General features: G+C 54.1%; 5 protein-coding genes. 3 read left to right on the forward strand and 2 right to left on the reverse strand.

The annotated features are described in order from the left end of the window. Positions 1–36: 36 nt before the first annotated feature. On the forward strand, positions 37–2,145 hold the full coding sequence (gene gspD / locus O3C79_RS07395) for a type II secretion system secretin GspD (protein WP_494385407.1): 2,109 nt from the start codon (positions 37–39) through the stop codon (positions 2,143–2,145). Positions 2,146–2,666: 521 nt separating this feature from the next. Further along, the gene (locus tag O3C79_RS07400) at positions 2,667–7,088 is read left to right on the forward strand and encodes a prealbumin-like fold domain-containing protein (RefSeq protein ID WP_494385408.1); all 4,422 of its coding nucleotides are present in this window, start codon (positions 2,667–2,669) and stop codon (positions 7,086–7,088) included. An 82-nt stretch (positions 7,089–7,170) separates the two neighbouring features. Here the strand turns inward: O3C79_RS07400 and O3C79_RS07405 are convergent, their stop codons facing one another. After that, complete coding sequence (locus O3C79_RS07405) at positions 7,171–10,050, reverse strand: Ig-like domain-containing protein (protein ID WP_494385409.1); 2,880 nt, start codon at positions 10,048–10,050, stop codon at positions 7,171–7,173. 992 nt (positions 10,051–11,042) lie between these two features. Beyond that, positions 11,043–12,446 (reverse strand): sigma-54 dependent transcriptional regulator, encoded by a 1,404-nt coding sequence (locus O3C79_RS07410; RefSeq protein ID WP_494385410.1) that lies wholly within the window; start codon positions 12,444–12,446, stop codon positions 11,043–11,045. Positions 12,447–12,665: 219 nt separating this feature from the next. Between O3C79_RS07410 and O3C79_RS07415 the strand changes: the two genes are divergently transcribed. Next, positions 12,666–14,441, forward strand: a complete 1,776-nt coding sequence (locus O3C79_RS07415) for an ExeA family protein (RefSeq protein ID WP_494385411.1) — start codon at positions 12,666–12,668, stop codon at positions 14,439–14,441. Positions 14,442–14,449 lie beyond the last annotated feature (8 nt).

Genomic DNA, 14,449 nt, shown 5'->3' on the forward strand with positions numbered 1-14,449 from the left:
CGGCGCGCTTTCTATAGTGTTAAACCGGTTTTCTTGATGGTTCTTATACTGGGGCTAAGTGCCTGCGCACTGGATGAAACACGTAACCCCAATGCCCTTGATAGCCCCTGGTATGAAGCGCGCGACCCGGCGGCTGATCGCCCGGTAGCCAGCCGTATCCGGGAGCAGCGCGGTGTCCAAACGAGTACCGTGGATAAAGGCCGTTTCAGCAGTGAAGCGTCCCCCACGGCACCTGAGCAACCTCCTCCGGCGGAGTATTACACCGGTACAGGCAATTTTGTGGACCTGAGTGAAGGCTCCGAGGTCGCGCCTGTCAGCGGCGATATCACCTTTAATTTCCAGGATGCCGAAATCGGCGAAATCGTCAAAACCATTCTGGGGGATATCCTGAGGGTCAACTACATCCTGGATGACCGTGTTCGCGGGGTAGCCAATATGCAGACGGTGCGTCCGATCAGCCGAGATGCGCTGATACCGACGCTGGAACATCTGCTGCAAATCAACGGTGCTGCTCTGGTGGATCAGCAGGACTTTTACGAAGTGGTGCCAATTGACAGTATCAACGGCGGTACGGTGAGCCTGAAAGCCAACCTGAGTGCTGATAGAGGCTATCAGATGCTGGTTGTGCCCCTGCAGTACATCGGCGCGCAGGAGATGCTCAAAATCCTGGAGCCGATGAAACCTCAACAGGGGATTCTGGAAGCGGATGTTCGCCGCAACATGCTCACCCTGGCCGGTACCCAGGCGGAGCTGATTAACCTGAAAGAGACAATTCGGGTATTTGATGTCGACCAGTTGAAAGGGATGTCGGTGGGGCTGTTTCGGTTGCAGTCGGTCGATCCTGAGCAGCTGATGACAGAGATGGATGTGATTTTCGGCGATGCTGCAGAAGGTCCCTTGGCTGGTGTGGTGAACTTCTTGCCCATTGAGCGTTTGAACGCCTTGCTGGTTATTACGCCACAGAAAAAGTACCTGTCGGATGCCGCCGCCTGGATTCGTCGTCTGGATAGAACGGAAGGGGCCCAGGGCATGGGCATGTATGTCTATTACGTGCAAAACGGACGTGCGGAAAGACTTGGTGAAATGTTGAGCGAGCTGTTCGAAGGGCAACGCCGCAGCCGGCAATCGCAGCCGCTGAGTCCCGCTCCAGCCTCTGACTCAGGGGATGAGCAGGAAGCCCCGGGCGTCAGGCCAGCATCGTCGGGCGCTTCACCGGCCAGTCTGGATGTAGGCGAAGTGGAGATTATTGCTGATGCCGAAAATAATGCCTTGTTGATCATGGCGTCACCGACCGATTACGACAAGGTGTTCCGAGCAATTGAAAAGCTGGATGTGCTGCCGTTACAAGTGCTGGTTGAAGCCACGATTGTGGAGGTCACGCTGGAAGATGAGTTGCGCTATGGGCTGAACTGGTTCTTCAAAACGAGCCATGGCAGCAGCCAAGGGGTGGGTACCATTGGCAGTGGTTCCTTTCCGAGTGCTTCAGAGTTGTTGGGCAGTGCCAGTTTCGAGGTGTTCAAATCCGGCGAAACCCGAGCCCTGCTGGATATACTGGCCTCGGACTCTCGCCTGAATGTTGTCTCCTCACCTTCGCTAATGGTACTGGATAACCATACGGCCGAAATTCGTGTTGGTGATCAGGTACCTATCCGTACTTCCGCGACTACCAATACGGCCAGTGATGATCTCAATACCACCAGCACCATTCAGTATCGGGATACCGGGGTGTTGCTGGAAGTGACCCCACGCGTAAACTCCGGAGGCATGGTGGTACTTGATATCACTCAGGAGGTGAATGATGTCGCGGGTGAAACCACCAGCTCCAATATTGATTCGCCCACCATCATTCAACGCAGAATTAATACCAGTGTCGCCGTGCAAAGCGGCGAAACACTGGTGCTGGGCGGGTTAATCAAGGAAAACAAGACCAATGGTGGTGAAGGCGCGCCCTATCTGCGCCATGTTCCATTGGTCGGCTGGGCGTTTGGCAGTCGAGGCAAGAGTGTAAGCCGCACGGAACTGGTGGTGATGATTACACCAACGGCGGTTACGGATACTGCAGATGCTCGTCAGGTCACCCGGGAGTACCAGAACAAACTGCGTGGACTGGATTTGGCACCAAGGGCGCTTGATCAGTCCGAATAGCCTTGTTTTTCAGCTAAGGCCCGGTAACCCCGGGCCTGTTTTATTTCTGGAACCTTGTAACTTCACGCTTACAGCTGAGGAACATTGGTAAAAGCTTAATTTTTTCAATGAGTTAGCCATTTTGTGGAAGTTCATCTGTCAAAAAGACCGTATATTCCACATCACTACTACCTGCCTTTAAAAGAAATATTCCTTATATATCAATAGGTTAATTTTCTGGCACGTTCCTTGTATTAACCAGCACACCAAGCGGCTTTGGCGATAGAACAGATCGTGCTGTGCAGGGAATGAACCTCACTGCCCGGTCAGTAAGGGGGGAGGCCTGGCCTCAAATCTCTTATCTTCATCAAGTCGATGTGTGCTGGCAGTTCCTGCCAATCAGCAGGACAGCAGTTGGGGGCTGAAGGTTACACACATAAAGAGGTACGCCGGAGTCTTGGCCAGCCACCGAACACACCGAGGAGATGGAACAAATCGGCAAGGGGTTAAAAACGTAAGCCTCAAGCCGAAGGAGGTGGGACATGTGGTCCCAGCTAATTGAAACCGATGCCTGGCGCAGGTGGCTATGGTTGCCCTTGGCAGTAATGACACTGCTGATGTCCTGGGGTGCTCAAGCGGCTTTTCCGGTGCAGATCGGTTTTACCTTGGAAGGTTGTCGTCTGGAAACCGGCGCAACTTATGATCAAACAACCTTTACCTGTACCGATGAGGGCTATGTAACCGGTAACCTGGGTAAACAATGGAACGAGTTGGACTATGTGCCGCACCGAGTGACACTTCACAATGGTAACGGCGCTCAAACGTTCGACTTCATCGTCGCCGGGGACTACACCCCCAACAGCACCAGCACCACCGGGTGGGATGACATCACTGCACTGACATTGAATGCATCCCTTTCGGATGGTAGCTGTAACGCGGTTGTATCCGGCCCCGTAAGTATCACGCCACCTGGTGATGGTGCCGGTGGTGCGCATGAAACCATTTATCGTCGTATCGAAGCCACCATGGCGGCAGACGAAACCTGTGTTTACGACTATGCACAGCGCCTGTCTCTGGGGGCCAGCGAGTTCAGTGGCTCCTCACTGCAGTCCAACCTGTGGAATGAGGACTTTGAAAACTCCAACATCGGTCAGAAACGTATTCAGCTGCCGGTAGCCGATATCCTGCCGCAGGAATTGGATAAGGATATGAACGCACAGCAGGATACTGTGTACATCTGGAACCTGACAAAAGAGGCGACTCCGTCGGATCTGTCATTCCAGAACAGCTGTGAGCGTGATGACCCGATGACCGAAGAAACCACCATTCGCATTGAATGGGAGCGTTTGCCGGGCGAAGCCGGCATGGTCACTGTCGTGACGAACATTTACGCAACCAACCCGGCTCACCTGGATGTGCATGTCAGTATTGATGACATGATCTACGGTAATCTGGGCGGTGGTGAAGTGCTGCTGGATACAGCATCAGAAAATGATGTGCTGGTACCGGCAGGGGAAACCGTCAAGATCCTGACCCATACCATCCCGAACGTGGATGAAGCCGTATTCGGTCTGAATGACGTTGCGACGGCCACCTATAAAATTGGCGAAATCGAGGTGCCGGGTCAAACCCAGGCGACCGCCTCCGCTGATGTTCAGCCCAGTGGTAACGAGGTGGATGCCACCGCCGTTATTACCGATGTGGAAGGGCCTATCACCGGTCTTGGCTACATGTTCTCGGTTGACTCGGTTGATGGCAGTGGCGGCTTCACGGATGGCTACACACTTGGCAGCATGACCGCAGGTCCGGTGACCTGGGAGTCCTCGCAGCAAAGTGGTAATGGCTATGTCGAATTCGTCAAAACCATCTATCTGGACGAGCCGCGCGACAGCAATGGTGAGCTGCCGGATACCGCAACTCTGCTGGCGTCCAATGGCTATACCGCCCAGAAAAATGCTAGCGTAACCTTTGCGGATTATCCGCTGGTTGAGCTGACCATTCATAAATCCATCGACCTTGAACTGGATGAGGGCGAAAGCGCCAGCTTCTACTTCGATGTCTACAAGGTAATGGAAGGTGAAGACGAGCTGGTCGCTGACAATGTGGAAATCGGCTTCGGCCCGGGTGAGCTCAATAACCAGGTAACCCTGGGTAACCTCGATCCGAATGAAACCTACCGTGTCGTGGAAGTGAGCGGCAGTGATGGTTTCGTGCTGGACGACGAACAGCAGGCCAGTATCCTGTTGCCGATTTGTGGTGGTGATGTCTACTTCGTCAACGAAGCAGAACCCGCCAGCGCCAAGGCAGTCAAGGTCACTGTACCTGAAAGCGAAAGTCCGGCAGGCTTCGAGTTCCTGCTGACTGGTCCTGGACTGGACGGTGGTGTACTTGCAGTCTCCAATGAAGCGGGTGATGCCGTCTTCCCGGTGGATCTGTTCGAAGGTGTATACACCATTACCGAACAGCCACGCGATGGTTGGGAACTGACAGGCGTCAGCGATGGCGAAACCAATAACCTCGAAGGCGGCTTCTGTACCTTTACGGTCAACCTGCCGGAAAGTGCAGACTACGAGTTCTTCTGTACCTTCGAGAACACTCGCCTGGCTGCTCTTATCATCACGAAGGTGGTGGAAGGCAACAACGCGCTGAATCTGGCCGGTAACTTTGACTTCGACAGCAACGTCGGCAGTCTGGATGCCTTGCTGGATGCTGAATCCTGGAGCTTCGGGCCAGCAGCCCTGTCGGGTGACAGCGTATCCCATACCTTCCTTGATCTGTCCCCGGGCAGCTATGATGTCAGCGAGGTGGATCCGGTGCTGAGCCTGTTCAGCCTGACCGATATCAGCTGTAATGACCCCAGTGGCGACAGCACCACAGGTGGCTTTACCGCCAATATCGAGCTGGCGGCGGGTGAAACGGTTGAATGTACGTTCACCAATACCAAGCTGGCAGCGCCGGGTAACCTGATCATCTACAAAACCACTATCGGTGATATAGGCAGCTTTGACTATGTCAGTGGTGATGACAGCCTGCCGCCGTTCAGCATTGCGACACTGTCTGAAGGTGTTGATACCACTGGACCTCAGGCAACCTTCCTGAGCCTTGAAGAAGGTATCTACAACCTGAACGAGATCGTGCCTTCGGGCTGGGATCTGACAGGCTTGCGCTGTGAAGATGATACCGCAATCTTCGGTGAAACCTCGGTTGACTTTGACACCGCTTCCATCAGTGTCAGCATCGATAACGCTGAAACGGTCGAGTGTTTCTTCGAGAACACCCGCCACAGCTTCATCATCGTCGATAAGGTGACCGACCCGGCACAGGATCCGCAGCTGTTCGACTTCCTGCCGGACTACGCTGCCCCGTTCTCACTGGCTGATGAAACCGACCCGCACGTGTCAGGACCTCTGAATGCCGGTGTCTATTCAGTGTTTGAGAATGTACCGGAAGGCTGGGATCTGACCGATGCCTACTGTAGTGATGGCAGCGACCCGGACAGCATTAGCCTGCAAGCAGGTGAAACCGTAACCTGTACGTTTGAGAACACCAAGCGTGGTTACATCATCGTTGATAAGGTGACCGATCCGGCACAGGATCCGCAGCTGTTCGACTTCCTGCCGGACTATGATGACCCGTTCTCACTGGCCGATGAAACCGACCCGCACATGTCGGGAGCACTGGTTCCGGGAGGCTATTCAGTGTCTGAGGATGTACCGGAAGGCTGGGATCTGACCGATGCCTACTGTAGTGATGGCAGCGACCCGAGCAGCATCAGCCTGCAAGCAGGTGAAACCGTAACCTGTACGTTTGAGAACACCAAACGCGGTTACATCATCGTTGATAAGGTGACCGATCCGGCACAGGATCCGCAGTTGTTCGATTTCAACCCGGACTACGCTGATCCGTTCTCACTGGCCGATGAAACCACACCGCACATGTCAGCTCCGCTGGTACCGGGTGGCTATTCAGTCTCTGAAAGCGTACCGAATGGTTGGGACCTCACCGATGCCTACTGTAGTGATGGCAGTGATCCGAGCAGCATCAGCCTGCAACCGGGTGAAACCGTGACCTGTACCTTCGAAAATACCAAACGCGGTATGGCCGATGTACTGAAAACGGTCTCTGGAGTTGCGCCGAATGGTGTCTACCCGGCCTTTGACTTCCAGATCCGCAGTGGCAGCACCGTTGTCGCAAGCGCCACCACCGATCCGGTGACCGGCTATGCCAGCTTCAGCTGTGAAGTGGGTGTGAACCCGGATCTCTGTGTCGATGTCGAGGGCATGGCGAAGCTGCTTCCGGGCGACTACGCCTTCTGTGAGCTGGATGTTCAGCCTGGCTGGCTGGTAACCGGCAGCAGTAATGATGGCCCGTTGATCTGGTACTCACTGAGCGTAGGCGAAGACTACATCGGTGAATGTGCCAACTTCACACTGAGTGTGGCAGAAACCGAAAGCTTCAATGTGGACAACACACCGCCTCCAGGGGGTAATGCCCGCACCATCGGTTTCTGGAAAAACTGGACCAGCTGTGACGGCAAGGGCAACCAGTATGACCGCTGGCTGACCGATCCGGAATACTATGATGTTCTGGATGAATTCCTGCCGGTAGCACTGCATCCGGAAATGCTGATCGAAGACTGTGCCGTGGGCGTGGATATCCTGGATAAACGGGATGTTGCCAACCCTGCTGAAGTCGGTGACGGTCGTAAGAAAGCCGGTGATGCAGCCTACGGTATGGCGGCTCAGCTGATGGCTGTTCAGCTTAACATTGAAGCAGGTGCGGGTACTTGCCCGGCACTGATGGATGCCAAACTGGCCGCTGAAGCGCTGCTGGTAAGCATCGGCTTTGATGGTACCGGTGACTATCTGAAGAAAGCCAAAGGGCCTAATGCTACAGTGGCACAAGAAGCCAATACGCTGGCCGGCATTCTGGATAGTTACAACAATAACCTGCTCTGTCCGTAACAGAGCCTGATCTCCGAACCTGATCGGAGCATAAAAAAGCCGCGGTGGGGGAAACCCGCCGCGGCTTTTTGTATATCAAGGCTTACTTGTTTTTACCCTTGCCATTGCCCGGGCTACCAGTGCTACCGTCGCTGCTGGAGTCACTGCTCAAGACGATGCTGACGGTTGTTGTTGCAGCCTTGTCACCGTCACTGATGGTGTAGCTGAAACTGTCATCACGTTTGAACGACTTGGCTGGGGTGTAGGTCAGGGTGCCATCCGAGTTCAGACGGACACTGCCTTTATTACCTTGGGTAAATGCACTGACTTCAATCGTACTGCCCTCTGGGTCGTAATCGTTGGCAAGCACCGCAATCTGTACACTCTGTTTGCTACTCAGGGTAACGCTGTCGGCGATAGCCACTGGTGCTTCGTTGACACTGGTCGGCTCTGCAACGGTAATGATGACAGTCGCGGTTGCGCTGGCACCCTCAGGGTCTTGCACGGTGTAGTTCAGGCTGGTCTGGCCACTGAAGCCGGTTGCCGGGGTAAACGTCAGGGTTCCATCGGCATTGATGCGGACATTGCCGGTTGCTGCATCGGCTGCGGTGATACTCAGGTTGCCGCCTTCAGGGTCATAGTCATTACCAAGAACAGAAAAGGTCACAGCTGTTTCAAATTCGGTGCTGGCACTGTCATTGACCGCTACCGGAGCTTCATTCGGTACCGGTTCGGGCTCAGGTGCAGCCTCAACCTGAATGCTCAAATTGGCACTGTCGTTGCCGCCCTGACCATCACTGATGCTATAGCTGAAGCTGGTCAGGCCACTGAACCCCTGGGCTGGCGTAAAGGTAATGCTGTTATCGCCGTTGATTTGCGCCGTGCCGTTCAGTGCGTTCACTGAGGTGACACTCAGGCTGTCGCCATCGACATCACTGTCGTTGGCCAAGACATCAATGGTGACGGGGGTTTCAAATGCTGTGCTGGCAGAATCACCCAGTGCAACCGGTGCCGTGTTAGCAACGGGGTTGTCGATGACAACAGTTGCCTGGTCCTGCGCCTGTACGCTGCCAGAGGTGGCGCTGGCTGTCAGGGTGTAATAACCATCGGTTGCACTCTCAGCCGTGGTAAGGCTCCAGCTCAGGCTTTGTGTTTCACCCGGCGCCAGGTTTAAAGAGGTGTTACCAAGCTGGCTGCTCCAGCCACTGGGGGCCTGGGTTGCAAGTGAATACTGACTGCTGGCGCAGGCTGAACTGTCATGGTTGGTCAGCGTCAGGGTATAGCTATGGGTAGCACCTGATTGAGTCCAGACGGTAGTTCCCGGGGTGATGTCCAGAGTCGGCTGCACCGGGGTGCAACTGATTGGGCTGCCATCCAGTTGAACGTTGACCTGAGCCAGGGTGCCATCCACCCATTCAGTAGCCAGAGTGACGCCTGAATCGGGGTCGGTGAACTGTTGGCCAACTTCCAACGCCGGGTCACGCGTGTCGGTATAGCTGGAAGACTTGCTGCCGGGCGTCATATCCAGCATGTAGCTGCTGTTGCCTTTGTTGCTGATCCCGGTGTGAACGACAACGCCATTTTGTACATTGGCATTGCTGGCAAAAATAGAGTCGTAACCGTTAGCTTGACGGTATTCGACATAGAACCACTCCGGCTCACCGGAAGCGGCATCGGTGCCTTTGGCAATTTTCAGTGCCTTGGGCGCATTGCCCGGCAGGCCTGCGTAGGGTTCCAGTTCATGCAGGCCGCTGCTGGTTACGGTCTGGATATGTCGGCTATCGAGCCAACCCAAGCGTTCTTTCTGGAATGTAGTGAAGTGACCGCTTACTCGGCCCATGATATCCACACCATCACCGTATTCGTCACTGGAGCAGTTACTGCCCAGCACGTCAGTGCCACACTCCAACGCATGGGAGTGATACAGGCCCAGGTTGTGCCCCATTTCGTGGGCAACAGTGAACCAGTACATGGAGCCATTGATGATCATGGTAGAGTTGGTACCACCGACGGATCCCACGCCCGAAAAGCCGCAGGTTGAAGTGCTGGGCATGGCGAAGATCAAACGGTTGTACTGGCTGGTGTCATACCCGGCGCTGGCGGCAGCGTCCATCGCGGCATTGACGATGCTGGTAGTATCGCAGCTGGCGCCATTGATCGGCAGGTTGAGCCAGGGAGTAACATCGCCGGTGAGCCAGGTTTGGCCGAAGGAGTTCTCGTAGATAAAGTCGCTGGCCTGGTCGAAAACGGTGCTGCGTGCCTGCTCCGGTGTCCAGGGCTCGGATCGGTCGTCGCTGAAATTGACGTTGATCACCAGTGTGGATTGAGCACCGAAGGTCGCGCTGTCGGCGGCAGTGCCACCGTTGCTGCCGCCAGTACTGCCACCATCAGCAGCCAGCATCAACATACCAGGTTCCAGTGCCACATCACCATCCGTTGCACTCTCGGCGTCACCGGCAACGAGAACCCCGTCCAGCTCTACTTCCTGGCCGTGTTTGAGCTGGCCGGGTTTACCGGCAAAATGCAGTTCAAAACGCTCGCCGAAGGGCGTTTTCAGGTAGTGCTTGAGTTGATGGCCACCGTCTTCCTTGTCCTCATAAAATACCTCCAGCTGGCCCTGCAGGCTGAGGCGCTGCTCAAGTTTTTCAATGACCTGCTCAGGCATGGCCATCTGCTTTTGCGCAGGAATAGCTAACTGCAGAACGATTTCAGGGTGCTGCTGCATCAAGCTACGCAGTGTCTCACGGCGAGTGTCAGCTTCCTGAACCAGTTTGCCCAACAGTAGCGCATTAACCTGGCCTTCATTGCTCCAGCGTTTTTGCAGGGCTACCAGGTTCTGTGATTGAGCGCGGGCTTGCTGCGGCAGGTTGGTCTGGGCATGAGCGGACGCAGCTGGTGCCGCATGAACCGTGGGGGCCAGGGTTGTGGCCAGAATGCTCAGTGCCAGTAGGCAGGGTTTCGCGGAAGGTCTTTGCTGCAGCATGCTCGTCTCCTGAATCATCAAGTTCAGCAAGATCCTCATGCGAGCAGGCACTGTCTCGGCTCAGTGAGTATTCTCCTTCGGTAGCCGGGCCAGAGTCATCCAGGATGACTCTCCCATGGCTTTGCGTGACTGTTCCAGTCGTGCCTTTTCGGGAGAGGATCTCAAATCTGTAATGCTCAAGCGAAGTATTTGTAGTGGCGGCTTAACAGACTCTTCGTCTGATCAAGTTGTGCAACAGGTCTGAACACGAATTATGAACAAGTGTTCAGTTTCAAATACTCGGTATGAGCTAAATGTGTTTAAAATCTGATCAAAATTAATTGGTGGCGATAATATCAGGCAGGTGGAAAATGTATAGGTGACACTTTTTTGAAGCTGTGTTAAATATTTGATAGGTAATTATCGAGTGTTTCATTTATTTAACAGCTCCTATATTTGAGGTGTTAATTAAATGAAAGCTTCAGGAGGTTTTTCGATAATAAAATACAAAGTGTTAGTCTTTTAGAGACAGTGTATAAACATGTTGTAAACCATGGTTTACACATTTTAGGAATTAGCGGCGGGGAGGGATTTTTAGACTTTTTTGCTATATGTTTCTTCGGTTTCATCCCATAAGGCAATAAGCCTTTCAAAACGGCTTTCAGGACTACTCCCACCAGCATGCCAGGGCCGTTTTCGTTGCCAGTGTGTATCACCTAAAGACGCGGCGGTCGGCGCGTCATAGGTGTCCCGGTCGGTTGCAGAGTTGGCGGAAGGGGGCGTATCGGCAGAGTTGGTCTCCGGTTGGGACCGAATCAAGCGGTGTGTTGAAAATGCCTTGCGTAGATGTCTCATAGGAAAGCCCTCTCTCCCGGAGAGTTCAGCAGGATTCAGGCCAACTTATCCGTATATCTTTACGTTCAATTGCTTGTGACACTGCTAGCCTGTTGGAGGGGCGGTAATGGCCTGCGGATGTAACGCGCCATGAACAGCGGCCAGAGGTGGCCGGCTGCTCAATGATGGGCGGCTTTGGTGTGCAAATGGTGCTTTTCGATCATGCGATAGAGGGTTACGCGGGAAACATCCAGTGCCTTTGCCGCTTTGGACACGTTGTTCTGACATTGCGCCAGGGTATGGGCGATCACCACTTTTTCCGCCTCGGCACGTGCTTCGTCGAGGGTTTTCATACAGTCGCTGGCAGAGGTGTGGCTGGCGAAGGCTTCAAGGTTAAGGTCCTGTGGGGTGATCAGGTGGTTGTCACTCATGATCATGCTGCGGCGGATACGGTTAATCATCTCGCGCACATTGCCGGGCCAAGTGTATCGATTAATTGCCTCTATAGCCTCTTGAGTAAAGCCTTTGAGGTGGCCGCCGTGATCACTGGCAAACTTGTGGAAAAAGAACCGGGCCAGTAACTCCTTGTCCTCGCCTCGTTCCCTTAAAGGGGGGACGCGAATCTGCAGCACACTGAGTCGGTAGAACAGGTCTTCTCGAAAGCTGCCGTCCCTCACTGCTGCGTCCAGATCTGTATTGGTTGCGGCAATCACACGGGCATCAATTTCCAGTGGGGTGTTGGAGCCAAGCCGCTCAATTGTACCTTCCTGCAGGAAGCGCAGCAGGTGTGCCTGAAGGTTATTGGCCAAATCACCGATTTCATCCAGAAACAGCGAGCCTCCCTGGGCCGCTTCAATGCGTCCAAGGCGGCGTTGGTTCGCACCTGTGAAGGCTCCTTTTTCAAAGCCGAACAACTCCGACTGAATCAGGCTCTCCGGCAGAGCGCCGCAGTTTACGGCGATGAAAGGGGCTTGCTTGCGGCTTGAGCGCTGATGAATGGCCCGGGCAATCAGTTCCTTGCCCGTTCCGCTCTCACCCATGATCAGAACAGCGGCATCCGTTTGCGCTGTCTTGCGTATGAGATTGAAAATACTGAGCATCTGAGAACTTGAGCCGACCATCTGAAACTGGTTGTCGGCTTCCTGAGAAACCTGCTCAAGGTGCTGCAAGTGGTACAACCCATAGGCGTGTCCCATGATGACCGAGAGGTGCTCCTTATTGCCGTCCAGCGGCAGTGAGCAATAGTCGTAGAAGTTCTCAAACAGCAGTCGGCGCAGATCCACGTCGGTGAGCTGCTCGGGCTTGATCAACGCAATCCAGGCAATTTCATGGTGTTGTTGAAAGAACTGAACCAGGGCATTTTTATTGCTGAGCTCTGACCAGTCAAAGCAGGTAATGCCGACCATGTAGGGTGAGGCTTTCAGCTGCTCTTCCGCTGCCTCCAGACTGTTGACTGAGTGAAAGGACCATCCCTGGAAGTGTTCAGTATCAAATGTCATATTGCTGGCGCTGCATAAATCAACATAAATTGCTGAGCGGCCAGTATCGGAAGGTTTAGCTCCCAAGGCTCCTAAGGTGTTCATTTTATTAACCTCGCGGCTGAACAACCGGGAAGGGCGGGGGCACTGTATATTAAAAGTGTAGTCTGTTTATTGAATAAGCACTGAAATATTACTCAATAAATTATCATTAATGATGCTTGTTTTTCATCTCCAATGAATTCTTTTAAGCCTTAGTGGCCCACAATTATGACAGGCGGGAGCTATAGTTAACTGAAACTGGCACAAGAAAGGTGATGTGTCATGTATTGTGATTATTTTGGTTTACAGGAGCCCCCATTCTCCATTGCGCCCAACCCGCGCTATCTCTATATGAGTGAGCAGCACGAAGAGGCACTGGCACACCTGCTTTACGGTATTACCGCTGATGGCAGTTTTATCCTTCTGACCGGCGAGGTCGGTACCGGCAAAACCACTCTTTCCCGACACTTGATTGAACACCTGCCTGACACAACCGACTTTGCTCTGATTCTGAATCCGCAACTGGAGCCACGAGAGCTGTTGGAAGCAATTTGTGAAGAGTTGCGCATAGAGACAGGGGCGAGCTCTGCACCCTCCATGAAACAATTGTGCAGCTTGATCTATGACTTTCTCTTGCAGCAGCATGCACAGGGGCGCAACACCCTGCTCATCATCGATGAGGGACAGCAGCTTTCGTTTGAGGCTCTGGAGCAGGTTCGCCTGCTCACTAACCTGGAAACCAGTGAAGCCAAGTTGCTGCGTGTTGTTCTGCTGGGCCAGCCGGAACTGCTGACTCGGTTGGCTCGTGATGATCTGCGCCAACTGTCCCAGCGTGTCAGTGCCCGATACCACCTTGGACCCTTGTCAGAGCCGGATCTGAAACGTTACATCGAACATCGCTTGCATGTAGCCGGTCTCAGTCGTCCGGTTTTCCCCGCCGCCACCATCGACTGCCTCTATCGCCTTTCTTCAGGTCTGCCCAGGGTTATCAATCAAATATGTGACCGTGCCTTGCTGGGAACCTATGTTCAAACCGGTAATGAGGTCACGGTTAAAACCCTGCAAAAAGCGGCAAGGGAGGTTTTGGGAGAGGAAAGCGGGGCCTGTATGCAGCCTCGGCGCTCCATGCTGTTTTGGGTGTCACTGGTCATTTTGTTGGGACTGCTTGGCTGGGGTACCGGGCTGGGGTTATCCATAGTATTCAGTGGGCAGCTGAAAGTGCCCGAGTACCTGAGTTGGCAGGCGTTTGTGAAAGAGCAGCAGGCACCAGTGCTTGGCGAGGCAGACCTTGTCGTGCTGCGTCAGCAGCTTTTCCCCTGGGAAAAAGGTGATACCGGCCTGGAAAATGTTGCGGTGTCCAGTGACTCCGGTGTGGGCATGGATGTCGGCAATGGCCTTGAGACAACACAGGTGTCCAATGCGAATGCGGCGCTCGCCAATGGGCAGCCAATCAGTCATGCTGAATGGCCGGTTCCAGAGGATGTAGATCTGGCCCGGGTACTGGCCTATATGGAGTTGTTCTCAATTTGGCAGCTGGAATATGACCCGCGTCAGGACCCTGTCGTGTGTGACTATGCCGCCCGGCACGGGCTGGGATGTTTGTCGATGCAAGGCACCATGCTACAGCTCATGCAGTTGGACCGTCCTGCAGTGATTACTTTGAAGGCAGAGGAACAGGACTACGAAGCACTTCTGGTCCAGCTGGAAGCAGGGTGGGCTGAGGTTATTGTCAATGCTCAGGTCCACAAGATACCCGTATCACGCTTGAAGGAGCTGTGGGGCGGGCAGTTCACGTTGCTTTGGCGTCAGCCTCCCGAATACCCGGGGCCGTTATGGCCAGGAAGCCAAGGGGCGGGTGTCGACTGGTTGAACCGTCAGCTGGCGCAACAGCGGGGAGAAAAGGCCGATAGAAAGCTGAACTACGATGCCCAGCTTTATTTACAGGTCAAACATTTTCAGCAGCAACAGGGGTTGGCAGTGGATGGCATTGCCGGGCCCCTCACGTTGATTCGACTAAATAGCCTGCTGCAGCCCGAGTTGCCGCGTTTGAGTGGCTGAAGTGAGGA

The organism is Marinobacterium sp. NO-S09 (assembly GCF_059179545.1).

What these genes read in the sequence shown, in the direction of transcription:
- gspD (WP_494385407.1), top strand. Translation starts at nt 37, where the DNA reads ATGGTTCTTATACTGGGGCTAAGTGCCTGCGCACTGGATGAAACACGT.
- O3C79_RS07400 (WP_494385408.1), top strand. Translation starts at nt 2,667, where the DNA reads ATGTGGTCCCAGCTAATTGAAACCGATGCCTGGCGCAGGTGGCTATGG.
- O3C79_RS07405 (WP_494385409.1), bottom strand. Translation starts at nt 10,050, where the DNA reads ATGCTGCAGCAAAGACCTTCCGCGAAACCCTGCCTACTGGCACTGAGC.
- O3C79_RS07410 (WP_494385410.1), bottom strand. Translation starts at nt 12,446, where the DNA reads ATGAACACCTTAGGAGCCTTGGGAGCTAAACCTTCCGATACTGGCCGC.
- O3C79_RS07415 (WP_494385411.1), top strand. Translation starts at nt 12,666, where the DNA reads ATGTATTGTGATTATTTTGGTTTACAGGAGCCCCCATTCTCCATTGCG.